The sequence below is a fragment of the Mesorhizobium sp. 113-1-2 genome (assembly GCF_016756475.1).
Taxonomy (GTDB): Bacteria; Pseudomonadota; Alphaproteobacteria; order Rhizobiales; family Rhizobiaceae; genus Mesorhizobium; species Mesorhizobium loti_C.
This window is the reverse complement of the sequence record NZ_AP023242.1, coordinates 3,094,800-3,117,613: the sequence shown is the minus strand read 5'-3', so window position 1 is coordinate 3,117,613 and position 22,814 is coordinate 3,094,800. Positions and strand designations below refer to the sequence as shown.

The following is a 22,814-nucleotide window of genomic DNA, read 5'->3' as shown; positions in this document are numbered from 1 at the left end:
CGACAGGAGGAAAATCACATGCTTCTCGCAACGACCAAGGTGGTTGACGTCGACCGCTTCATCCACATCTTTTCGACCAAGGGCGCCGACAAGCGCCGGCTGCACGGCTCGAACGGTGCAACCGTGTTCCGCGACCCCAGCGAGCCCGACCGCATCTGGGCGATCTTCGACTGGGACGCCGAGGGCTGGAAGAACTTCGTGTCGGACCCCGAAGTTCCGGCGATCCTGCAGGAAGCCGGCCACATGGGCAAGCCGCAGGCGGCACTGCTGCTCGGCCACTACGAGGCCTGACGTGCGCCGCGCGCCGCCTGCTACCGGCAGCCGCGCGCTCCACGCCCCCAAGATCGGAGAAATGAAATGGACCCGAAACCCATCAAGATCGGCCTTGTCGCCGAACTCACCGGCGCGTTGTCCTTCATGGGCATCGCCAACGCAAACCTCACGACCATGCTCGTCGACGACATCAACGCCAGGGGTGGCCTTCTGGGCCGGCCGGTGAAGGTCGTCATCGAGGACGGCGAGACCACGGACAGCGTTGCCAAGACAAGGACCGCGAAACTGATAGACGTCGACAAGGTCGACCTGGTCGTCGGCGGCATCTACAGCTCGACCCGCCAGGCCATCAAGAGCGAGGCCGTCGTGCGCGGCAGGACGCTCTACATCTACACCGAACAATATGAGGGACAGGAAAGCGATCCCCTCATCTTCTGCACGGGGCCTGTGCCCGCGCAGCAGGTCGAGCCGCTGGTCCCGTGGCTGATGAAGAGCACCGGTGCGAAGAAGTTCTATTTGCCGTCGGCCGACTACATCTGGCCCCATTTGCTGAACAAGGCGGCGAGCCGGGTGGTGCGCGCCAATGGCGGCGAGATCGTCGGCGAGGAGTATTTCCCGCTCGACACCGTCGATTTCCGCCAGACGGTGCGGCAGATCATGGCGAGCGGCACCGACGTGGTGTTCAACACTATCGTTCCGCCCGGCCTGACGCCGTTTCTCGAAGAACTGCACAGTGCCGGCTTCGGCAAACGCGGCGGCAAGATCATCTGCACCTACTTCGACGAGAACTTCTTCAATCTGGTGCCTTCCGAGCAGATCGAAGGCCTCTACAGCTGCCTCGACTACTATCAGGAACTCGAGGACCCGTTTGGCCGTGCGCTCCTGCGTCGCTACCAGGACCGTTTCCCCGGCAGCGCGATGTTGACCGCGGGCAGCGGCTGCACCGGCCACTACCGGGCGATCAAGATGTGGGAGGCGGCGGTGAACGAGGCCGGTACGATCGAGCAGGACGCGGTCATCCGGGCGCTCGATCACGCCCGGATCAGCGAGGGCCCGGGTGGCCCGGCCGAAATGGTCCCCGGCCAGCACCACGTTCGCATGAACATGTACATCGCGCAGGCGCGGGATGGTCGATTCCGGGTCGTCAAGAACCTGGGTCCGATCGATCCTGACGAACGAGTGTTTAGCAGCGAACCTCAACTGAGCGGCGCGCACTGAGCTGGTGGCGACGATCGCGTTCTTCCAAGTGGCGAGGCGGTGAGGATATCGCCCGCCACATGGCTGCTCCCCCGCGCTGGGAACCCCTAAGCCGGCAGCGACGGCTCGGTGTTAACCTCCAGCGCCTCTTCCGCCTCATGTTCGTCCGGAAGCGTGTCGCCGTGCACACCCAGCGGCCGGCCGATCCAGACCGGATCGACCAGATGGTCGCGCTTGGGGTTGGTCGTGTTCGGGTGGATGAGGATGCTCAGGCCGCCATGGTTCAACATCAGCCACGGCACCAGCGTGCCGAAAATCTCGTTGGCGAAGGAGACCTGGTACATGGCCTGGTCATGCGGGCCGACCTGTTTGTCGTGCCAATTGCCCAGGCGCACGCGGAACCGCTCGCCGATGCGCAGCCGCAGCCATTCGGCACGCTGCCGCTCGGCCGGCCCGTCGAAGTAGATATGGGCGTGATAGCTGGCGATCTCGGCCAGCGGCCGTGGACTGTCTTGGCTCATCTCGATGCCCTCCCTCGCAGCGTGGCGACCATCCGGCCATTGAGCCCAAGAATGCGGTCTTAAGCAAGGCCACCTGGCCGCACTTGAGGGGCGCGTCTGCGGCCAATGACATATGGCAGCGCCGCCCCCTCTCCGTCTCGGCTTCGCCGAGCCACCTCTCCCCCATTTCATGGGGGCGAGGAACCCAAGCTTTCAAAGGTCGCGACCTCGACAGTTAGCGTTTCCTCGCCCCCACAAAGTGGGGGAGAGGTGGCCGCGAAGCGGACGGAGAGGGGGCTAGCGCTGCCATATGTGATAGCCCCTGCCCCGACCCAGGGAGAACGATCTTGGTGCTTGCCGCGGCTTTCCCATCGGGAACACCAGCAATGGCCGCGCCCATATTCGCTCGCGATAATGTGTATGGCTGGCATTTGAGACTTCCCTTATCAACGATGCAGCTTTTGCCCATCCATGGTTCCTGGACAGCCCCGTTCGGGAAAGAAATGTGTTTGACGCGTTAACTGGGAGGGAAGTCGACAGGCATTGCGGCCGCCATTGATCCGCTGAGCAGCGGAAGATGGTTGTTCGTGCCTGAGGACGGGAGCGTGCAGCGCCACAAGCGCTGAAGGGACGTCCAACATCTTCAATCCTGCAATCAACGCGGACCACGGAACGGGGCTGGTCGAATGTCGTTTTTTGTCTTTGCACTCATCTTCGCATTCATCCTCTGGCGGCAGCTGGGCAAGAGCCGGCGCCCTGAAAAGGGCGTTCAGTCGGGTGCTTCGCCGCTGGCCGCCTCCACCGACGACGATCAAGACGATCAAGTCGAGGACATCGCCACAGATGTAGCCGGGCTGGTGTCGAGCTTCCTCGGCCAGAACAGCAAGGACCTGATCGAGCAGGCCGTGGGCCGGGCCATGCAGGACTCTGGGATCAGGACCGGCCGCAAATCCACCGAGGCGATAGAGCCGCTCAGGAAGGCAGTCTCGACAAAGACGACGGCATCGCAGCCGCGTGACAAACAACGCGTAAAATATCTGCTCGATGGCGACGGCGGCTACCGCCAGCGCACCGACCGTACCGCACGGCTGCAGCAAGCCTTCGGCGGCAAGGGCCTCTGTTCGCCACGAAATTCAGGGCCGGCGAAAGCGCGGCAGACAAATCGCTGAGCGGGTGGCGGAGCCATCCGGTTCCGCCTGGCCGCGCGTCAACAGGATCGGGCACGCGCTGGGCGTGCCGGTACATCAGGAGGGGAATTCATCATGGCAATCACCAGACAGGTCATCACGTCGCTGCAGCGCGACGGCACGGACGCGCTCGGCACCCGGACCGTGGCGATGAAGATCGTCGACGAGAGCATCGTCTCGGGCTCGCTGCTGACGGTGGAAAGCAACCATTTCTGCATCCTGAAGTCGCGCGGCGCGGTGCTCAACGTCTACGAGACCGGGCAATATGCGCTGCAGACGCCGGACAAGCCGCTGGTCGGATCGGTCGTGCAAGGCTTTTTCGGCGGCTCCTCGCCCTGGGTCTACGAGGTCATCTACATCAACCGTTCCAAGCTCTTGGTCCGCAACGAGGGCGTCGCCACCTCGGCCGAGATGGCGGAGATGTCCTATGTCGTCGACTACTACATCCACATCGACAGCAAGGAAGAGGCGCTCGATCTCATCACCCACATGCCGTTCGCCGGTGCCGTGATCGACACCAAGGAAATCGCCGACTATGCCGGCCCGGCCATCGAGCAGGCGATCAACCAGATCATCCAGATCACCAAGATGGAGAACGTCAACGAGCGCATCAGCGACGTGCGCGAGGCGGTGAAGGCGCACCTCACCGATTTCCTAAAAGTCTACGGCATCATGCTGAACGACCTGAAGGTGCTGATCATGCCGCGCGACGAGCGCATGCGCGAACTGATCTCGCTGCAGGCGATCGGGCTGACCCCGATCGAGTCGGTGCGCTATTACCTGGCGCTGCGCATGGCCGACAAGGGCCTGGTTTCGGCGCCCAATGCCGCCGCCGGCGTGCCCTTCAACATCGGCGGCCAGCCCACGGGCTTCTATCCCCTGGGCGACGAGGTGGGCGCGACAAGATGAGCCGCTTCTACGAAGCCGGGCCGCTCGCCAAAGTCGGCATCAACCTGTTCTATGGCTATGGCTACAATTTCTACCGCCAGGAAAACCAGCTGCGCGCAGACGACCAGCGCGTGCGCCAGATGGCCTGCTCGTTGCTCAACCGCGCCCGCGCGGGCCTCGACGAAGCCGAGGCCCGCTACCGCCGCGACAACATCCCGCCGCCGACGCGGGCCAACCCCTTCCCCGACGCGACGATCGTCGCCAACGCCCAGGCGCTCGAGCGCCTGGGCCGCGAGGTCGGCGCGCTCGAAGGCCTGATCCGCCACCAGCCGGTGCCGGAAAACGACCGCATGACCCAGCGCTACCGCCAGGAAGCCGCCACGCTGGCGGCCTTGGCGGAGAAGGACGCGGTGCTGGTCGGCCAGGCGGAGTTATTGCGGTCGATGCTGGAAGGTGCGGCAGGGGATGCGATATTGGCGGGTAAGCGCGAGATTGAGGAGGGGATTGCCGCGATCACGGCGACGTTAAGGGAGCGGCAGACGTTTTTGCTGTGAGGGTGGGAGGGTGAGCGGGAGGGCGGGCGATGAGACCTACGACCGTTGGAGCCTTAGAAGTGTTACCTATGGTAACTGCTCGGCAAGCTGATCCAGACTCCAAATCTCGAAAGCCGCTCCAGTCAGTGCCTTAACTTCGGCTGCAAGAATCGGGTGAGGAACGCCCTCCCTCGACCAGTCGGGCTTGCGATCTTGGGATAGAAGGGCAACGCGCTCGATATGAGTACCGCTACGCTGTACTTGCAGCAGACCGACCAAGAGGTCTACCCAGACATAGAAGTCCCCGTCTCCATCATCCTTGAAGCCAGGCGGAGTCTTCGTTCGCTTACGCGCGACCGCCATCTCTGCAAATGGGGATCGAGAAACGTAAGGCACAATAGCCTTCTGCTGCAGAAATTCCACAATAATTCGCAAACGCCTTACAGTACCCTCGTCGTAGACATATCCAAAGTCGCCACGGAAATCGTCAAGCAATTTGTTGAATCGTTCTTGGAAGCCGTGAAAGCTTTCATCGATCTTTGAAATGTCTGCCGAAAGAGCGTCGAATTTCTTTTTTATGGACGCTGCCATTGAATCAACAGCGTTGAGTTGATTATTCCAAAATTCCTGAACCACCTGTCCGGGCAGTATCACGACGCCATCGAATGAAGTACTGCCAAGATAGTCCACAATATCGGCGCTTCTTGGATGATTTCCAAGGCGCAACAACACATTTGTGTCGAACGCGATTGCCGTCTTGTTCAGCGTACGTTGGGGCCTCGTTTCTTGGAGAGAGTGAGCCAACGCTTCGAGCGAATCTAAACCGCGATCTCGATTTAGTACCGCAAGAACGCGGCTCGTGGTGTTATCCAGCCGCAGACGTGGTTCAGCTATACCAGAGATCGCCAGCGGCTTGCGCGAGTTCCGCGCCGAGGGTTTGAACGGCCTGTGCATCCCACTCATCGATTTCCCCAAGGCGATCTACCCATTCATGATTCACGGCCCTTGGGAGCATTTTCTGTTTGAAGCTGGCCCAATCCGTTACGGTTTTGTCTCGTCGCTCAAGGTCGGACAAAAACGTGTTGCCGATAGTAGATGACCACGCTGCCCCTTCTTCGTCGCTCATCGCGCCAACGGCAGACTGCCGTGTCCAGATGAGGTGAAGGGTACCGTTCGTTCGAGGCGCAATGGCCTTCTGAATGATCGAAGATCGTAGGAAGCGGAGCACTTGCTTATTGAATGATCGGCTTCGGAGTTTGTCGACAAACTCATCTTTTTCCGGGTTCAAATCCGACAATGCATCAATGAGGACGTGCCAATCGTTGGATTCGTAGACCGACTTTGCCGCCTCGCCCAGGCGACGTTCGACGTTACCTGTCCCGAGATTGCCAACGACGATGCGCCTGACGACCAGTTTCAATGCATATTTCATTCCCTCGAGAGCATCCGGAACGCCGAATGTAGCGAGGAGAATAGGCCGAACTGCAAGTACGCTCAGACTGTTCAGCGCCGAGAATATCTCTAGCGTGCTTCCCTCAGCCGGCCCACCAAGAGTGGGATCTATCATTTGAAGATAGAGGGGCAGATCGTTCTGGAGCATGCCGACCAACTGGGGAGGCGTAGGTGGGATTTTTCCGGACAGAGTGATTCGACCAGCCAAGAATCCAAACAGGTCCTTAGGTAGAACGTAACCACTACGTGCGGTCACGACATGACGGATGTACTGGACGAAATTATTACTTCCCTCATCCGTGAATTGCTTCGAGATCCCTCGCCAGTCTTTGTAGCGCTCGGAACGTTGATTGGGCGGCGCCTGGCTGATGATGTAATTCTTCAGTAGGTCGGCCGTCGTCAGATCCTTGCCACGCGTGTTTATGACTTCATAGACCTGGTAGGCGGTCGAGGCATCGGGATGAACAAACACGGCGAAATACAACTTGTTTGTCAGGAAGTCGGTCCATCTGCCTAGTCGCTTGAAAGGGTCCGACCTCAGATCCTGTTGGAGCCGACTCTTAAGATACTCGAACGACTCGACCATGCGAGCAGAAACGGAGCCGTCTTCGAGCAAATTGGCAGGTCCGCTCCCGGTCGACAAAATGGACTGAAACGTCAGGTCATCGGCATGATCCGATAGCTTGACCCGAGGTGCCGTTGCGTCTGACTCGTAGTCGATTGACCTTAGGAAATCCGCTTGGATGCGTTCCGCCAGCGCTTTGCGCTCTCTGGTCAATGCTTCATGATAAATCGCTGTAGCAAGCAAACTAAGTGTTATGATCCTTTGCTGGCCGTCGACTACGTCCTTTCTACTGTTCAGACCTTCGCCTTGATTGGTCAGGATGATCAACCCGAGGAAATAGGTGTCCGAGTCCAGGCTCCCTTGGAGATCACTCCAGAATTCCGACACCTCATCGGATCCCCAAGCATATTCACGCTGGAACTCAGGTATTTCAAATGTGGTGTTCGAAAAGAGCGCACCTGCGGTGCTAGCAGAGGCGTTTAGGGGTGTGCTTTGCAAATACCCATTCCCTGGAATCATATCGTTTTCGGATCATCCTTATTCCATCAGCTTACGGGGATTTGGGCAAGAAGGTGCCGCCTAGATTCGACGACGGGATGACTGCTCTTGATGCATTCCTGATTCAGTAATCAGCCGATGAACGCACTCTGGATCACTTCAGGGCTCGTCCACTTCGGCGCATACACGAGCGGTGCAACCTCCGCCCTAGCCACCGCACGCCTGAATCGGCGTGAAGACCGCGCACACCGCGCTCTAGGCGTTAGCGGCGGAGCGTGGCACTTCGTCTCGAAGGGTCAACAGCGACCATTCCGGAACGCCCGTTTCTGACCCTTCGATCGTCGAGCCCTTCTCAAGTCCATGTGGCATGGCTAGGCCGCGGTCGTCACCTATCTACCCCCCCGCCAACCGCGGCAGCAAAAAAATCTCCGCCCCCGGCGGCAGCTCCTTGCTCCACGTATCGCGATAAATCGTCCCGTCGATCGCCACGGCAATGCCGCGATCGATCCACGGCTCAAAGCCGGGATACTGTTCAGCCAGTTTCCTGAACAGTTCCCTGATGTCCTTGGCTTCGACCTCGACCTTGCTCTTGCCGCCGGCAAGCTGGCCGAGGGCGCCCCAGAGGGTGACTTCGACCATTGGCCTGAGCTCTCCCTGCCCTAGCCCCGTTCCGCCTCGATCGCCGCCAGGATGCGCGGCGGCGACATCGGGATGTGGGTCATGCGCACGCCCGCCGCGTTCGACACCGCATTGGCTATCGCCGCCAGCGGCGGCACGATCGAGGTTTCGCCGACGCCGCGCACGCCATAGGGGTGGTTGGGGTTGGGGATTTCCAGGATCTGCGTGTCGATCATCGGCAGGTCGGAGCACACCGGGATGCGGTAGTCGAGGAAGCCGGCGTTCTGCAGCCTTCCGTCCTTGCCGTAAATATACTCCTCGTTGAGCGCCCAGCCGATGCCTTGCGCGGCACCGCCCTGGTACTGGCCCTCGACATAGGTCGGGTGCACCGCCTTGCCGGCATCCTGCACCACCGTGTAGCGGATCACCCTGGTGGCGCCGGTCTCGGGGTCGACCTCGATGTCGCATATATGGGTGGCGAAGGAGACGCCGGCGCCGTCGGCGACGAGCTCGCTGTGGCCGGCGATCGGCCCGCCGGTCTTGCCGGATTGCGCCGCGATCTCCTTCAGCGACAGTTTGCCGAGATTGCCGTGCTTCTCGCCTTTGGCGACCGCGTGGCCCTGTTCCCAGACCACGTCGTCGACGGAAATGTCCCACATTTGCGCTGCGCGCTCACGCAGGATCTTGATCGCGTTGCGGGCGGCCGAAATCGTCGCCATGGAGGAGGAGAAGGTGCCGCGGCTGCCATCGGTCATGTCGTTGTAGCCGAGGGAGGAGGTGTCGGCGACCACCGCCTTGAGCTGAGAATAATCGATGCCGAGCTCCTCCGCCGCCACCAGCGACAGCGACGCGCGCGAACCGCCGACATCGACCGTGCCGACGGCGAGCGACACCGAGCCGTCCATGCCGATGTTGAGGTCCACGCAGGTCTGGCCGCCGAAATTGAACCAGAAGCCGCAGGCCATGCCCCTGCCCTGGTTCTTCTTGAGCGGCGCCTTCATGTGCGCATGGTTCTTCACCGCCTCCAGCGTCGGGCCGATGCCGATCGGGCCATAGACCGGGCCGTAGGACGAGCGCGTGCCTTCCTGCGCGGCGTTCTTGATGCGGAAGTCGACCGGGTCCATGCCGAGCTCCTTGGCGAGCTCGTCGACCGCGCTTTCCACCGCGAACGCCGCCATCGGCGCCGAGGGCGCGCGGTAGGCCGCCGTCTTCGGCCGGTTGACCAGCACTTCGTAGCCGACCGTCTTGACGTTATCGAGCTTGTAGCAGGCGAACGCCGTCATGGCGCCGATCTCGGCCCAGGAACCGGCATAGGGGCCGGCGCTGTAGCGCAGCGTCGCTTCGGCGGCGGTGATGGTGCCGTCCTTGCGGGCGCCGATCTTGACGTCGATCGAGGTGGCGCTGGTCGGGCCCGAGGCGCGGAACACCTCGTCGCGGGTCATCACCAGCTTCACCGGGCGTCCGGCTTTGCGTGACAAGGCAAGCGCCACCGGCTCGGCCCAGACATGGGTCTTGCCGCCGAAACCGCCGCCGATTTCCGACGAGGTGACGCGCAGCTTGGAAGCTTCCATGCCGAGCAGCTGGGCGCAGTGCTGGCGGTAGACGAAATGACCCTGCGTGCAGACCCACAGGTCGGCGGTGCCGTCGGACGAGACGCTCGCCACGCAGGCATGCGGCTCGATATAGCCCTGATGCGTCTGCTCGGTCTTGAAGGAGCGCTCGACGATGAAGTCGGCGTGGCCAAAGCCCTGATGGACATCGCCATGGCCGAACTGGCTGCGCTTGGTGACGTTGGAGGGTTTTACCGGCTTTTCCTCGAGGCCCTCGGTGAAGATCGTGTCGTTGATCAGCGGCGCGTGGTGCTGCATCGCCTCGTCGACATCGGTAACATGCGGCAGGATCTCGTAGTCGACCTCGATCAGCTTCAGCGCCTGCCTGGCCGTGCGGGCATCGATCGCGGCGACCGCGGCCACCGCATGGCCGTCATAGAGCGCCTTGGTGCGCGCCATGCAATTGTCGAGGATGTCGTACATGGCGGCATCGCCATCGGTCAGGTCAGGCAGGTCCTTCGCCGTGATCACCGCCTTCACGCCCGCAAGCTTTTCGGCCTTCGAAGTGTCGATCTTCCTGATGATGGCGTGCGCATGCGGGCTGCGCAGCACGCGGCCGACCAGCTGGCCGGCCATGTTGAAGTCGGCACCATAGCGGGCGCGGCCGGTCACCTTGTCGACGCCGTCGGGGCGGATGGGGCGTGTGCCGACGGATGCGAATTTACGTCCGGAAAAACGTGGATCGAAATTCATCTTCAGGCTCCCTTCATCACGATGGCCGCGTCCTGGACGGCGCGCACGATCTTGTCATAGCCGGTGCAGCGGCACAGGTTCCCGGCGAGACCAAAGCGGATTTCCTCCTCGGTCGGGTCGGGGTTTTTCGCCAAAAGGTCCTTGGCCGCGATCAGGAAACCCGGCGTGCAGATGCCGCATTGCAGCGCCGCATGCTCGAGGAATTTCTGCTGCAGCGTGTGCAGCTGGTCGCCATGCGCCATCCCCTCGACGGTCTCGATGCGCCGGCCTTCGGCCTCGGCGCCGAGCACCAGGCAGGAGCAGACCAGCCGGTTGTCGAGGATGATCGAGCAGGCGCCGCAGTCGCCGGTGCCGCAGCCTTCCTTGGCGCCGGTCAGGCCGAGCCGGTCGCGCAGCACGTCGAGCAGCGTCTCGTCAGGCTGGCAGAGGTATTCGATATTGTCGCCGTTGATTGTCGTCGAGACTGCAATACCAGCCATCATTTGCCTCCTGCACGTGCGTAGGCGGTCGTGGCGGCTCTCCTGGCCAGCACACCCGCAACCTTGCGTCTGAAATCGATGGTGCCGCGCTTGTCGTCGATGGGGCGGCAGGCGCCGGCGCAGACTTTTGCCAGCCGCTCCAGCGCTGCTTCGTCGAGCTTCCTGCCGATAAGCGCCTCGGCGGCCTCTTCCACCAGAAGCACCGTGGGGGCGGCCGCACCCAGCGCCACGCGGGCTGCCGTGACGACGCCGTGTTCGTCGATCGTCAGGTTCACGCCGGCGCTGACCACGGCGATGTCCATCTCGGTGCGCGGAATGAACCTGAGATAGGCATCGCCCGAACGCGGCGCGCGTTTTCCAAGCAGGATCGCTTCAATGATCTCGCCCTTCACGAGCGAGGTCTTGCCCGGCGCTATCGGAACTTTTTCCACGGCAATGGTGCGCTTGCCCGAAGGCCCGGCAATGACTGCCTTGGCGCCGGCCGCAACCAGCGCCGGCACGCTGTCCGCCGCCGGCGAGGCGTTGCACAGATTGCCGGTTATCGTACAACGGCCCTGCACCTGCTTCGAGCCGATCAGCTTGGCCGCCTCGACGACGCCAGGCCAGGCCTTCTTCAGGGCCGCGTTCTCGCCCAGCACGGCGCAAGGGACGGCAGCCCCGATGCTGAAGCCGTCGGCGGTTTCGCGGATTTCGCTCAAGCCGGCGATCGACTTGATGTCGACGATCAGGTCGGGCTCGACAAAGCCGCCCTTCATCCTCACCAGCAGGTCGCTGCCCCCGGCCAGGATGGCTGCCGTGCCGGCCGATCCGGCCAATTGGCCAACGGCATCTTCGATTGAAAGCGGACGTATGTAGCGCATCGTCTCCCCTTGGATATGGCAATCTCAGCGACCGTTATAACCAATCGCCTCATAATGGCTATCCGGTTCGTCATTTGCGACGATTGGTCCAGCCGCCGCAAAATCGAGTCCCAAATCGACCTGAATTGGCCTACGCCAGTGCATGTCACCCAAACTGTGCAGCGGTTTTGCGACAACGACATGCACAGAGATGTGACAGGCTTGCGGCCGGGTGCATAAAAATCTAGGCGCCCGTGTCGGATCGGCCAGACCCCGTTCGTCCTTGGGACATTGAACAGGCATCATGAAAGGACAGGATATGCCCGGCACCGTACGTTTGCACCGTGTTCTCACCACCAGCCCGGAAAAAGTCTATCGCGCCTTCATCGAGGCCGACGCGCTGGCCAAGTGGCTGCCGCCGAACGGCTTCACCTGCACGGTCGATCACCTCGAGGCCAAGGTCGGCGGCACGTTCAAGATGTCGTTCCGCAACTTCACCACCGGCGGCAGCCATGCCTTCGGCGGCGAGTATCTCGAACTCGTGCCCGGAGAGCGCCTGCGCTACACCGACAGGTTCGACGACCCCAATTTGCCCGGCGAGATCCAGGTGACCGTGATCCTGAAAAAAGTCTCGGTCGGCACGGAGATCGACATCACCCAGGCCGGGATTCCCGACGTCATTCCGGTCGAGGCCTGCTATCTCGGCTGGCAGGAATCGCTTAGAAACCTGGCAAAGCTGGTCGAACCCGAGATCAATCAATAGCACATTCCAGACACCGTTCGCAGCGGCGTCGGCGGCTGCGAACGGTGTTACTTTCAGATGATGAACCTCCGGCTCCGTCGCATCGTCCTCATCGTCGCGCTGCTCAATCTCGCATATTTCGGGATCGAGTTCGCTGTGGCGCTCACCATCGGGTCTGTGTCTCTGTTCGCGGACAGTGTCGACTTTCTCGAGGATGCCTCGGTAAATCTCCTCATCCTGCTCGCGCTCGGCTGGTCGTTGCGCTCTCGCGCCCGGGTGGGCATGGCGTTGGCGCTCATCCTGCTGGTGCCGGGCCTGGCAACGCTATGGACGGCGTGGGAGAAGTTCAACATGCCCGTGCCGCCGCAGCCCATCGCCTTGACCTTGGCGGGGCTAGGCGCGCTCGCCGTCAACCTCTCCTGCGCCTACATGCTCGCCGCCTACCGTCATCACGGCGGGAGTCTGACGAAGGCCGCGTTCCTGTCGGCCCGCAATGACGCCATCGCCAACATCGCCATCATAGCGGCTGGGTTGGTCACAGCATTCCTCTGGCGCTCTGCGTGGCCGGATCTGGTCGTGGGACTGGGTATCGCCGCGATGAACGCCGATGCGGCACGCGAGGTGTGGCAAGCGGCGCGGGAAGAACGCCGGGCCGAAGCGTAGTTTCGCGCTTTCATGTCACCCTATGTGGTCGGCCATTGCGGCCCATCTTGCCCAGGACGGCTGCGAATTCAGCGTGGCACATCGAGTTTCGACGCGCTTGAACGACCGGGCGTGTTATTGGAGATGCCATGGAACGGAGGCCGAGAAGCATGACCCTGACCAACCGGGACATTGTCGAGCTGACCGAATGGCGGCGCAAGCTGCACCGGCAGCCGGAAATCTCGAACGAGGAGGAGAAGACGGCAAAGGAGGTCGTCTCCTTCCTTGCCGACACCGGGCCGGACAAAGTGCTGACCGGCCTTGGCGGGCATGGCGTCGCGGCGGTCTACGACAGCGGCAAGGCCGGCCCGACCGTGCTGTTCCGCTCCGAGCTCGACGCGCTGCCGATCGAGGAGCTTTCCGGCGTGCCGCATGCCTCGCAAGTGCCGGGCAAGTCGCATATGTGCGGCCATGACGGGCACACCGCGATCCTGGCCGCCCTTGGCCGTCAGTTGGGGCGCGAGCGGCCGGCCAGCGGCCGCGTCGTGCTGATGTTCCAGCCGGCGGAAGAGACCGGCAATGGCGCCGCCGGCGTCGTCGCCGACCCGCGCTACGGCGAGATCGCACCCGACTTCGCCTTCTCGCTGCACAATCTGCCCGGCGTGCCGTTCGGCGAGGTGCGGCTGAAACCCGGCGTGGTCAACTGCGCCTCGCGCGGCATGCGCATCGTGCTGGAGGGCAAGACCGCGCATTCCTCCATGCCCGAGACCGGCATCTCGCCCATGCCGGCGATCTCGGAGCTGATGCCGGCCCTGCCCGCGCTCGGCCGTGCCACCTTCGCCGATGACGATTTCTCCATGGTCACCGTCACTCATGCGCAGATGGGCGAAGCCGTGTTCGGCATCGCGCCCGCGCATGCCGAGGTCTGGGCGACGCTGCGCACCCGCAGCGACGAGCGCATGGCGGATCTCTGCGCCGCCGCCGAATCCCTGGTCAAGGACATCGCCGGCCGGCACCGCCTCGCGGCGCGCTGGGATTACCATGAGATCTTCGTCGCCAGCGTCAACGCGCCGGACGCGGTGGAGCATCTGCAGCGCGCGCTCGACGAAGAAGGCGTCGTGCATGGGCAGGAAGCCTTGCCGATGCGTGCCTCGGAAGATTTCGGCCTGTTCGGCCACGGCGCCAGGTCGGCGATGTTCTTCCTCGGCGCCGGCGAGCGCCACCCTTCCCTGCACAATCCGGACTATGATTTTCCCGACGATTTGATCCCGATCGGCTCGAGGATCTTCATGCGCACGGCGCGCAATCTGCTGGGCTGAGTTCGCCCGAGGTCGTTACGCGGACCTCAGGTAAGGACGTTTTTGGACGCCCCGCTTTGCCTGGTAACTCGCGGCGGGAACCGGACGGCCAACGCGAAAACCCTGGATCCTGTCGATGCCGAATTCGCGCATGAGCGCGATCTGCTCGTCGGTTTCCACGCCTTCGACCAGGATCTGGTGGCCGCGATTGCGTACCAGCGCAATGATGTCCTGCAGCATGGCCATGCCCTTCGGCGTGCCGCAATCGTGCAGGAAGGAGCGGTCGATCTTGACCGTGTCGAAATCGATCAGGCGCAGCCACGACAGGCCGGCAAAGCCGGTGCCGAAATCATCGAGCCAGATCTTGATGCCGAGCAGCTTCAGGTCGCTGATGCAACGCAGAATGTCGGAGTGCATCTCCATCTCGAGGCCTTCGGTGATTTCGAAGGCCAGCCTGTTGCCGGTCACGCCGGTCTCGCCCAGGATGGTGGCGACCGACGCGGCGAAACCAGGCGTCTTGAGCTGGATCGGCGAGACGTTGACGCTGACGACACGCACATGATCGTCCGCCAGCAGCTCGGTACAGACCGTCCTTATAGCCCAGCGGCCGAGTTCCAGGATCGCGCCAGTGCGTTCGGCGACGGGAATGAACAGGCTCGGGGGAACCAGGGTTCCGTCCAGCATCTTGAGGCGCATCAGCGCCTCCACCGCCTCGACCCGGCCCGAAACGACATCCTGGATGGGCTGATAGACGAGTGAAACCAGGCCCTGCGCGATCGCGATCTTCAGAAGCGCCGCGAGGTTTTCGCTCTCGTCGCTGCTCTGCGGATCGGTCGGGTCGAACAGCCGGACACAATTGCGGCCGCCGGCCTTGGCCAGATAGAGCGCGCGATCCGCCTCGTGGATGATCTTCTCCAGCTTGGCGCCGGCCTGCGTCCTGGTGAACGCGGCACCCACGCTCGCCGTCACGATCGAGACCCCGTCGCGCCGCAGCTCATGGGTGATCGCCAGGCTCTCCACGGTGCGGCAAATGGCTTCCGCCAGCTCCGTGACCTGTTCCTTCTTGTCCATGCGGGCGAGGACGATGAATTCCTCACCGCCATAGCGCCCGATCGAGCCATTGTAGTTCTTGATCAGATCGCTCAGCGCATTGGCAACATGGATCAGGCAGCGGTCGCCTTCCTGGTGGCCGTAGCAGTCGTTGAATTTCTTGAAGAAGTCGACGTCGATGAGGATCGCCGCGAACTTGCTGCCGAGCTTTTGCCAGTCGCTCCAATAGTCGCGCAGCTTCTCGTCGATGGCGCGCCGGTTTTCCAGGCCTGTCAGCGGATCCGTCCGCGACAGTCTGAGCAGCGCCTTGCCGCGTTCGGTGGCCTCCTTGTGCTGGATCTTGGCTTCCAGCGCGTTCAGGAAGACGTTGTAGCGCTCCTCGTTCAGCTTCCAGTTCACATAGGAGGTGAAGGTGAAGCATGAAACGTAGAACGTCCCGAACACCATCTTGTATGTCAGCGACGCCGGTAAAAAGTAGTTCACCACGTACAGAATGCACAGGATGATTGTCGACGTTATGATCGACACCTTGAAGCTGAATGTGAAGAAAAGATTGGCACTCATCATGAAAATGGTGCCGAAAACCATATAGTAGGCGACGCTTTCCTTGTCCGCCCCCAGGGATGCCGGGCACAGCCAACCGATATAGCCAAAGATGATGGCCGCGGCACAGGTCACATCAAGCCATTCAGTGGCGACGCCCCGGCGAAGCTGGGTTTCCAGGGTCAGCAGAGCGGTCAATCCGACAGCGAAGCGCGCTGTGATCGTATAGGCCGCCACGTCAGGTATCAGCAGCAGGTCCGATACCGAAAACAGCACATAGATGACGACGGCGATCCACAGCCCGGGCCTGGCGTCCTTCCTTCGCTTCGCCAGGGCTTCGACGCGGTAAAGGATGCGCAGTTCCGCCGCCCCCAATTCCTGGCGCGGATCATACGGTTCCACATCCGCCATATCGGCCAATCTGGATGACGCGCGTTCGTTCACAAACCCCTGCGAAAGGGGGTTTTGCGCTCCGAACTCTTTTCCAGCTTCTGCCCCCACGCAGGACGACTCCTTGGGACGCGACACGATTGCCGCGCGCTAAAATGCGATGGCTCCAGACAAGTTTGCGTTAACTCGAACCCAGAATCTTATCTGCAAGATCGCTAATAAATTGAGATGGTTAGCGGGAAATTAATCATAACGATAAAATGCCCCCAGGTGCCGTTGGCAAATGAAGTATTCTACGCAATAAGTTAACTGACTGTTAACCAAGGAGTCCTGGTGTGCAAACCGTGTTTGATGGCCAAAGCCTGATTACCGCCGAGATGATCGCCGGCAGTCTGCGTAAAGGTACGCTCGAGCAGCATGGCGAAGCGTTCGAGACCGCCCGCGCCGAGTTGGCCCTCATCCTCCACGCGACACAGCAGCAGATCGAGCAGCAGAAATTTCCCGCCGAGATCGTTCGCCGGCTGCTGTCGCTGCTCAGCGCGCTGCGGGCCAAGGTGCATCCCGACGTCTGGCAGGCCTTGATCCCGGTGGCGCAGAACCACCCGATCCTGAAGTACTTTCTCGAGGATCCGCTGACGCACTGGTCCTTCACCAAGCCCAGGGGCTATTCCGGCGACGCGCAGCTGCTCGACTACATCTATTGCGACCCGCATGTGGCCGAGAGCGTGGCCAACGCATCGGAGATCGGCAAGGCGCTTTACAGCCACACGCAGAACGTTCCGTCATGCGTGGCGGCACGCGAACGGCGCGATCTCCTGACCCGCTATGTCGACGAGACCGCGGCCAAGAACGGCCCTGACACCGAGGTGCTGGCGATCGCTGCCGGCCATCTGCGTGAAGCCAACCGCTCCGTCGCCTTGGCCGAGGGCCGCCTCAAGCGCTGGGTCGCGCTCGACCAGGATCCGCAGAGCGTCGGACTGATCGCGCGCGACTTCCAGGGTACCGCGGTCGAAGCCATCGACGGCTCGGTGCGGACCGTGCTGACCAGAAGCCACAAGCTCGGCAAGTTCGACCTGATCTACGCCTCAGGCCTCTACGACTACCTCCAGCACAATGTCGCCGTGAAACTCACCAAGACCTGCCTGCAGATGCTGAAGCCGAACGGCACGTTCCTGTTCGCCAACTACGCCGAAGGCACCCCCGACGCCGGCTACCGGGAAACCTTCATGGACTGGGTGCTGCTGCTGCGCTCGGAAGTCGACATGTGGAACATCGTCAACGCCAGCGTCGACCGCAACGCGGTCGAGGCAAAGGTGTATTTCGGCGAGAACCGCAATGTGCTGTACGCGGTGATTGAAAAGCGCGGGTAGCGACGGCGCCCAACACCCGGCGGGCGCGCTGCGTGAATTATCGATTGCACCAGGCCCAAAGGCGACCTTCGTTGCCTTTGGGCGAATTGCCGCTTCGCGCCCAATGTCGGCTGTAGAACTCAGTCCTGCCAACCACTGAAAGCAGACACTAGCGGCAACCACGCTGGAGGTCGCAGTTGCGCCTCATGTCAGCCGAAGAGGCACGCAGTTGCTCGAACCGGCAGCCGCGGCCTTTGCCGCAACCAATGCCAGCGCAACGAACTGGACGGGCCCTATCAGGCAACAGCCGCCAACTCGCGTAATCCTGCGCCTGGCCCACTACCGAAGCTGCGCCTTACCTTCCGATTTGCGACGCTGCCGACATCAGATCCTGAGTGTTCGGGGCGCCGAATAGGCCGCCATCGAGCACCTCGTTGGAAGTCCAGCGAACGACGCCATCGCGGTCCAGCAAGAACTGGCCGACGAGCTGCGCAATGCCGGTGGCCATCATCTGTTGATCCGCTTCCGTTATATCGTAGCTGTCCTTCTTGTTCAGATATTCGAGCGCCGCAAACGGGTTCATCGGCTCCGGCATCTCGCCCGGCAAGTGGACCCGCATCGACTTCACATCGCTCATTGAAACCTTTTGCGGCCATGCGCTCTCGTCTTCGGTGATCTGCATATTCGGCAATCCAAAGGCGCGGTGTGAAGTCCGCTCCGGATCGGATGCCGCGAGCAGGCCGAGCATCGGATGATACCGCAGGTAGAGGCGTGCCCGCTCGATGGGCGTGTTGACCACTGTCAGGCTTTCGATGCCCTTTTCGTTGAGGGCTGGGGTGAGTTTCCAAAGCATGGCGATTTGGCGCCTGCAAAAAGGACAATGGAGACCTCGATACAGCCCAACCAGCACTGGTTTCTCGCCTCGGAAATCGTCGATGGCGATCTTGCCCTCGCGGGTAATCGCGTCGAGCACGACATTGGGCGCCGTTTCGCCAAGTTGCAGCGGGCCTATGTTGAGACGTTCTGACATTCTGATCCCTCCTCGCGGGTCAATCCACAAGGGATGTGCGGGCGGGTGGCTTGAGCCCATGTGCTGCACATACGTCCTTGGGCATGCTAAAATGGCGGTCGGCCTTAGGACGGCGTCGAGGTCGGCGTCGATAGTCAAATTTATAGCACGGAGAGGGCGGACGCTAGTTCTTAGGGAGGGCAACGCTTTTACTAGATGGCGCCCCACGAGCCGAGCAGGCTCTTGATACCCAGGTGCGATGCCGTTGGCCGACGCCGCCATCTCGTCGTCGCGCACAGCTAATCAGCGCCAGCCCTTAGCGTGAGCGCATCAGGCGGAGCCACCGGATGGATTGCCGCATCAAAACCCATGCTCCGTGCACTGCCGCTCCCATCGGTATCGCGGAGCCGCGAATCTGTGCTAAGCCGCCGCCCGATCAACCAACCAAAGGACGACAGCTGTGAGCGAACTGACCGTGGCCGAGGCGACCGAGAATATCTATGCCTCGCTCCGCGCGGACAATGCCGAGATCGACGCACATATCGCGGCGCTTAAGGCAGCGCTGGCACGCGAGGGGCTGAAGCAGGCGGTATTCGATCCGACCAAGCTGGCGCAGAGCAACCGCTCGGGCCGCAAGTTGATGCAGGCCTATTTTCGCCAGCGCGGCGTGAGCGTGAGCTTTTCGGAGTAGTCCGCGCGGGCGATCTCGAGCCGTTTGAGAAATGAGCAATGGCGGGGATCAAGGCTGATGAAGGATTTTGTTGGCCGCTGGATTGCCGGGAACGACCGGCACACGACCACGACGATCGAGATCAAGATTGTCGATGGCCACCTTGTCGTGCACGCCATCGATGGCTCCAGCGGCGAACGCGCGGAAATCCAAGACCTGACGCATGGGAATGATGAAATCCGTTTCGTCGCCCATTGGTCGTCCGGCAAAACCACCGCGTACCAGCTTCTGCTGTCGGACGGACGGCTGGTCGTCCATTTCACGTTTTCTGAAACTGACCATTTCAAGCGAGATTTGAACCCGGACGGGACGCAGAGGTGGCGCAGCGGCATACTGCACATCGCGCCCGGCCATTCGGCGGGTCATTCGCTTCGCCGGGCAATCCGCACCAGCGGGCGTACCGACGACGTCATCAGTTTTCGCGACAATCTCAGCTGCGGCCCAATTGATTCCCAGGAGTCCTCGGCGCGAGCGCGCTGGTGGGCGTCGATGTACGACGAGTATGACGAGCACGACGTCGATTTCGACGGTTTCTGGCAGCAAATCATGTCGACCTCGGACCGTCTCGTCGTCTGGGTCGGACGCCACAGCGCCCAGGAGCATGCTTTCTTCCTGGCCCTGGTGGATCGCCTGGGCGACCGCCCCTACGACATCATCGACGTCACCGGGCTGCAAATGCCGACGACGCGGCCCGACGGCAAGCCGCGATTGTCGAGCCCCAAACAGGCCGTTTCGCTCATGAGCGAAACGGAGCTTGCCTTGTTGTTCGGCACGGAACGCGCGATGACGAGCCAGGAACGAGAGGATGCCGCGCGGCGCTGGCGGAGTTTGAAATCCGAAAACGCACCGTTCCGCATCGTCACCGACTCTGGGCTCGTCTCGGCGCCAGCGGATATCTTCGATGAGCTCCTGCTCGAGCGGGCCAGCAAGGATTGGCGCAAGATTGCACGGGTCATCGCCGAGACCATGGGACACAATATGGAGCCGTACATCCAGGTCGGCGACTTGATGTTGCTGAGCCGTGTCGTGGCCCTTGTCGATCAGGGAAAGCTCATGGCCCATGGCGATCCCTGGCTCATGCGAAAATGCGAAGTGCGGCTGCCGGATTAGCAGGACAAGCGTCTGCTTCTCGGAAGGACTTCCCACAGGCGTGGCCGGCCGGGTTTTTGGCCTTCTATCTAACCTTGATGACCACCTTGCCCTTGGCGCGTCCTGTCTCGACATAGGCCAGAGCCTCATTGGTCGCTTCGAAGGGAAAGATCCGATCGACAACCGGGCGGATCGCTCCGGATTCGATGAGCGAGGTGATCTTGCCCAGCTGGTCACCTTGCGCCCACATGAAAAGGAACGAAAAGCTCACGCCACGGCGCCTGGCTCTGGCCCGGATGCCGCGGCTTAGCAGGCGCAGCACCGTCCTCAGCACCAGGTTCAGTCGCTTTTCCCTGGCGAATTCGGGATCCGGCGGGCCGGAGATCGAGATGAGCTTGCCGCCCGGTTTCAGCACATTGAGCGATTTTTCAAGCGTTTTGGCGTCCTGGCTGTTCAGGACGACGTCGTAGCCCGACAGGATTTTTTCGAAATCGTCTTTCCGGTAGTCGACGACGACATCGGCGCCGAGATCCTTGACCAGACCCGCACTCGCCACGCTCGCCGTTGTCGCCACGATCGCGCCCAGCTGCTTTGCCAGCTGGATGGCGAATGTGCCGACGCCGCCGGAGCCGGCCTGGATGAAGACCTTCTGGCCTTTCCCTAGATTTGCTTTTTCGACGAGCACCTGCCAGGCGGTCAGCCCGACCAGCGGGATCGAGGCCGCCTCTTCCATGCTGAGATTTTTGGGCTTCAACGCCACGTCGGCTTCATCCATGGCGATGAATTCGGCGAACGCCCCGATCCGGCCATCGCGCGGCCGCGCATAGACATCGTCGCCGGGTTTGAACTTGCGGACTTTCGAGCCCACGCGCATGACCTTCCCGGCCACGTCGTGGCCCAGGATGAAGGGCCGGCGATAGGGCAGGATGAGCTTGAACTCTCCAGTTTTGACCTTGGAATCGAGCAGGTTCACCCCTGCGGCATGGATCTCGACCAGGACGTCGCTGTCCCCGAGTTCCGGTTCCGGCATCTCGGCCAGGCGCAGAATGCCCTTCTTGCTGTATTTGTCGACGACGAATGCCTTCATGGCGGTGACTTTCTGAAAGTGATTTGGCGTGTCGCCTGTGCGTGAAAATCGTCTGCCTTCAGACCGGCAGGCGGAACTGCTTGCGCAAGGTCTTGTCGAACATCTCGGCAGGAGCGAAGCGGCGCAGCAGACTGACCTGCCGTGCAGCCTTGCCTGCGGTATAGCGCCGACGTGGGCGGGCATCGGTCGCCGCCTTGACAACCACCTCCGCCACCACTTCCGGCAGATCGGCTTTGGGCATCACATCGGCAAGCAGCGCCTTGAACCCGGCTCGCGCCTGATCGTATTCCTTGAAGAGAGAATCCGGCTCGATGCCGTTCTGGTCGAAGACGGTGCGCACGAATGCCGGCTCGATGACCGAGACGCGAATATTGAAGGCACGAACCTCGTGATCGAGCGATTCCGAATAGCCTTCGAGCGCGTGCTTGGCCGCCGCATAATGCGCCGAATACGGTGCGGGTACGAGGCCCAATATCGAGCCGATATTGACAATACGCCCTTGGCCGCGCTGCCGCATCGACGGCAACACCGCATTGGTCATGCGGATAACGCCAAACAGATTGACGTCGAACAGGGCCTGTACCTGTGGAATCGAGAATTCCTCTGCGCCGCCAAGCATGCCGACGCCGGCATTGTTGACAAGCACGTCGATCCGGCCGGTCCGCGAGAGCACCGTCGAGACGAGGGCTGCTACCGACTCGCCGTCCGTCACATCGCAAGCCAGCATGGTCACCCCGTCCGGGCCGTTGCCGGCCGCACGACGGCTCGTCCCGAAGACGGTGAACCCTGCTCGCGCCAAAGCCTCGGCGTTGGCGCGGCCGATGCCCGAGGAGGCTCCGGTCACAATGGCGGTCTTTCCGGAATTCATAGTCATGTCATGCTCCAAAGCCGCGAGGGCTAGCTTTTTCTCATTGATTGAATTATACTCATAATATCAAATTACGAACATAATGCAATAGCAGAAAGGCAGGAGCAGCCATGCGCTACGAAAAGGGCCGCAAGGACGCGTCACGCGGCCGGATCATGGAAGTCGCCGCCGATCGCTTCCGGGGTGACGGCATCGCCGCGTCCGGACTGGCGACCATCATGAGCGACGCCGGACTGACCAACGGCGCCTTCTACCCGCATTTCCAATCCAAGGCGGAGCTCGTGCGCGAAAGCGTGGCGGCGGCCATGGAGCTTCAGGCGCAGCAATTGGCGCAAGCACTGGCCTCGGGTGGCCCGGAGGTGGCCATAGAGGCCTATCTGTCGGCCGAGCATCGGGACAATCCGGGACAAGGCTGCGCGTCCGCCGCGCTGTTGCCGGAACTGGCGCGTCAGCCACCGGAAACGCGCGCGGTCTATACCGACCGCTTGCTGGCTCTGGCGCACCAGCTGGCCGCCGCAATTCCACAGGCCAAGGACCCGGAAGGCACGGCGCTGGCTGTCTTTGCGACGCTCATCGGCACGCTGCAACTGGCCCGCGCCGTCGAAGGCACGGACTTGTCGGATCGCATCCTGGCGGCGGGGAAAGATGCGGCACGCACGCTGATGCAGTCGCGTTAGCGCGGCGC

At 61.9% G+C, this 22,814-nt stretch carries 23 protein-coding genes; 12 read left to right on the top strand and 11 right to left on the bottom strand.

Annotated features, from left to right (window positions below):
* Nucleotides 1–18: 18 nt before the first annotated feature.
* Complete coding sequence (locus JN279_RS14960; protein WP_096448657.1) at nucleotides 19–291, top strand: hypothetical protein; 273 nt, start codon at nucleotides 19–21, stop codon at nucleotides 289–291.
* A gap of 66 nt (nucleotides 292–357) precedes the next feature.
* Entirely contained in the window at nucleotides 358–1,491 is a 1,134-nt protein-coding gene (locus JN279_RS14955) for a substrate-binding protein (RefSeq protein WP_202353174.1), read from the top strand.
* An 86-nt stretch (nucleotides 1,492–1,577) separates the two neighbouring features.
* Here the strand turns inward: JN279_RS14955 and JN279_RS14950 are convergent, their stop codons facing one another.
* On the bottom strand, nucleotides 1,578–1,991 hold the full coding sequence (locus JN279_RS14950; protein WP_202353173.1) for a DOPA 4,5-dioxygenase family protein: 414 nt from the start codon (nucleotides 1,989–1,991) through the stop codon (nucleotides 1,578–1,580).
* A 665-nt stretch (nucleotides 1,992–2,656) separates the two neighbouring features.
* On the opposite strand from JN279_RS14950, the gene JN279_RS14945 reads away from it, so the two are divergent.
* The 3 genes from JN279_RS14945 (at nucleotide 2,657) to JN279_RS14935 (ending at nucleotide 4,599) form a co-directional block, all read left to right on the top strand.
* Nucleotides 2,657–3,139, top strand: a complete 483-nt coding sequence (locus JN279_RS14945) for a hypothetical protein (protein WP_202353172.1) — start codon at nucleotides 2,657–2,659, stop codon at nucleotides 3,137–3,139.
* A gap of 93 nt (nucleotides 3,140–3,232) precedes the next feature.
* Nucleotides 3,233–4,066, top strand: coding sequence for an SPFH domain-containing protein (locus JN279_RS14940; RefSeq protein ID WP_202353171.1), 834 nt, complete (start codon nucleotides 3,233–3,235; stop codon nucleotides 4,064–4,066).
* Nucleotides 4,063–4,599, top strand: a complete 537-nt coding sequence (locus JN279_RS14935; protein WP_202353170.1) for a hypothetical protein — start codon at nucleotides 4,063–4,065, stop codon at nucleotides 4,597–4,599. The genes JN279_RS14940 and JN279_RS14935 overlap by 4 nt, the downstream gene beginning before the upstream one ends.
* 66 nt (nucleotides 4,600–4,665) lie before the next feature.
* Here the strand turns inward: JN279_RS14935 and JN279_RS14930 are convergent, their stop codons facing one another.
* From JN279_RS14930 to JN279_RS14905, 6 genes are all read right to left on the bottom strand, one after another.
* Entirely contained in the window at nucleotides 4,666–5,541 is an 876-nt protein-coding gene (locus JN279_RS14930; RefSeq protein WP_202353169.1) for a PIN-like domain-containing protein, read from the bottom strand.
* Complete coding sequence (locus JN279_RS14925) at nucleotides 5,465–7,093, bottom strand: DUF262 domain-containing protein (protein WP_202353168.1); 1,629 nt, start codon at nucleotides 7,091–7,093, stop codon at nucleotides 5,465–5,467. Before JN279_RS14925 ends, JN279_RS14930 begins: the two co-directional genes overlap by 77 nt.
* Nucleotides 7,094–7,486: 393 nt before the next feature.
* The gene (locus JN279_RS14920; protein ID WP_013894215.1) at nucleotides 7,487–7,732 is read right to left on the bottom strand and encodes a MoaD/ThiS family protein; all 246 of its coding nucleotides are present in this window, start codon (nucleotides 7,730–7,732) and stop codon (nucleotides 7,487–7,489) included.
* Between the two features lie 20 nt (nucleotides 7,733–7,752).
* Nucleotides 7,753–10,014 (bottom strand): xanthine dehydrogenase family protein molybdopterin-binding subunit, encoded by a 2,262-nt coding sequence (locus JN279_RS14915; RefSeq protein WP_202353167.1) that lies wholly within the window; start codon nucleotides 10,012–10,014, stop codon nucleotides 7,753–7,755.
* A 2-nt stretch (nucleotides 10,015–10,016) separates the two neighbouring features.
* Nucleotides 10,017–10,493 (bottom strand): (2Fe-2S)-binding protein, encoded by a 477-nt coding sequence (locus JN279_RS14910; protein WP_096448677.1) that lies wholly within the window; start codon nucleotides 10,491–10,493, stop codon nucleotides 10,017–10,019.
* Nucleotides 10,493–11,353 (bottom strand): FAD binding domain-containing protein, encoded by an 861-nt coding sequence (locus JN279_RS14905; protein ID WP_202353166.1) that lies wholly within the window; start codon nucleotides 11,351–11,353, stop codon nucleotides 10,493–10,495. Before JN279_RS14905 ends, JN279_RS14910 begins: the two co-directional genes overlap by 1 nt.
* A 298-nt stretch (nucleotides 11,354–11,651) precedes the next feature.
* Here JN279_RS14905 and JN279_RS14900 point away from each other — a divergent pair, with 298 nt between their 5' ends.
* From JN279_RS14900 to JN279_RS14890, 3 genes are all read left to right on the top strand, one after another.
* Nucleotides 11,652–12,095 (top strand): SRPBCC family protein, encoded by a 444-nt coding sequence (locus JN279_RS14900; RefSeq protein ID WP_096448683.1) that lies wholly within the window; start codon nucleotides 11,652–11,654, stop codon nucleotides 12,093–12,095.
* A gap of 57 nt (nucleotides 12,096–12,152) precedes the next feature.
* Nucleotides 12,153–12,737 (top strand): cation transporter, encoded by a 585-nt coding sequence (locus JN279_RS14895; RefSeq protein WP_202353165.1) that lies wholly within the window; start codon nucleotides 12,153–12,155, stop codon nucleotides 12,735–12,737.
* 149 nt (nucleotides 12,738–12,886) lie between these two features.
* The gene (locus JN279_RS14890) at nucleotides 12,887–14,035 is read left to right on the top strand and encodes an amidohydrolase (protein ID WP_202353164.1); all 1,149 of its coding nucleotides are present in this window, start codon (nucleotides 12,887–12,889) and stop codon (nucleotides 14,033–14,035) included.
* 15 nt (nucleotides 14,036–14,050) lie between these two features.
* On the opposite strand, the gene JN279_RS14885 is transcribed toward JN279_RS14890, so the two are convergent.
* Nucleotides 14,051–16,018: a putative bifunctional diguanylate cyclase/phosphodiesterase gene (locus JN279_RS14885; RefSeq protein WP_179297952.1), complete on the bottom strand. Its 1,968-nt coding sequence runs from the start codon at nucleotides 16,016–16,018 to the stop codon at nucleotides 14,051–14,053.
* A gap of 314 nt (nucleotides 16,019–16,332) precedes the next feature.
* Here JN279_RS14885 and JN279_RS14880 point away from each other — a divergent pair, with 314 nt between their 5' ends.
* Entirely contained in the window at nucleotides 16,333–17,367 is a 1,035-nt protein-coding gene (locus JN279_RS14880) for a class I SAM-dependent methyltransferase (protein ID WP_096448687.1), read from the top strand.
* A 334-nt stretch (nucleotides 17,368–17,701) separates the two neighbouring features.
* Here JN279_RS14880 and JN279_RS14875 read toward each other — a convergent pair whose 3' ends face one another.
* Nucleotides 17,702–18,376 (bottom strand): peroxiredoxin-like family protein, encoded by a 675-nt coding sequence (locus JN279_RS14875; protein WP_096448688.1) that lies wholly within the window; start codon nucleotides 18,374–18,376, stop codon nucleotides 17,702–17,704.
* Between the two features lie 439 nt (nucleotides 18,377–18,815).
* On the opposite strand from JN279_RS14875, the gene JN279_RS14870 reads away from it, so the two are divergent.
* Nucleotides 18,816–19,046, top strand: a complete 231-nt coding sequence (locus JN279_RS14870; RefSeq protein ID WP_095200414.1) for a hypothetical protein — start codon at nucleotides 18,816–18,818, stop codon at nucleotides 19,044–19,046.
* A gap of 57 nt (nucleotides 19,047–19,103) precedes the next feature.
* Nucleotides 19,104–20,195 (top strand): DUF3658 domain-containing protein, encoded by a 1,092-nt coding sequence (locus tag JN279_RS14865; RefSeq protein ID WP_096448690.1) that lies wholly within the window; start codon nucleotides 19,104–19,106, stop codon nucleotides 20,193–20,195.
* A gap of 64 nt (nucleotides 20,196–20,259) precedes the next feature.
* On the opposite strand, the gene JN279_RS14860 is transcribed toward JN279_RS14865, so the two are convergent.
* The gene (locus JN279_RS14860; protein ID WP_096448692.1) at nucleotides 20,260–21,261 is read right to left on the bottom strand and encodes an NADP-dependent oxidoreductase; all 1,002 of its coding nucleotides are present in this window, start codon (nucleotides 21,259–21,261) and stop codon (nucleotides 20,260–20,262) included.
* A gap of 58 nt (nucleotides 21,262–21,319) precedes the next feature.
* Complete coding sequence (locus tag JN279_RS14855) at nucleotides 21,320–22,135, bottom strand: oxidoreductase (RefSeq protein ID WP_096448694.1); 816 nt, start codon at nucleotides 22,133–22,135, stop codon at nucleotides 21,320–21,322.
* 104 nt (nucleotides 22,136–22,239) lie between these two features.
* Here JN279_RS14855 and JN279_RS14850 point away from each other — a divergent pair, with 104 nt between their 5' ends.
* Nucleotides 22,240–22,806 (top strand): TetR/AcrR family transcriptional regulator, encoded by a 567-nt coding sequence (locus JN279_RS14850; protein WP_096448696.1) that lies wholly within the window; start codon nucleotides 22,240–22,242, stop codon nucleotides 22,804–22,806.
* Nucleotides 22,807–22,814: the final 8 nt, after the last annotated feature.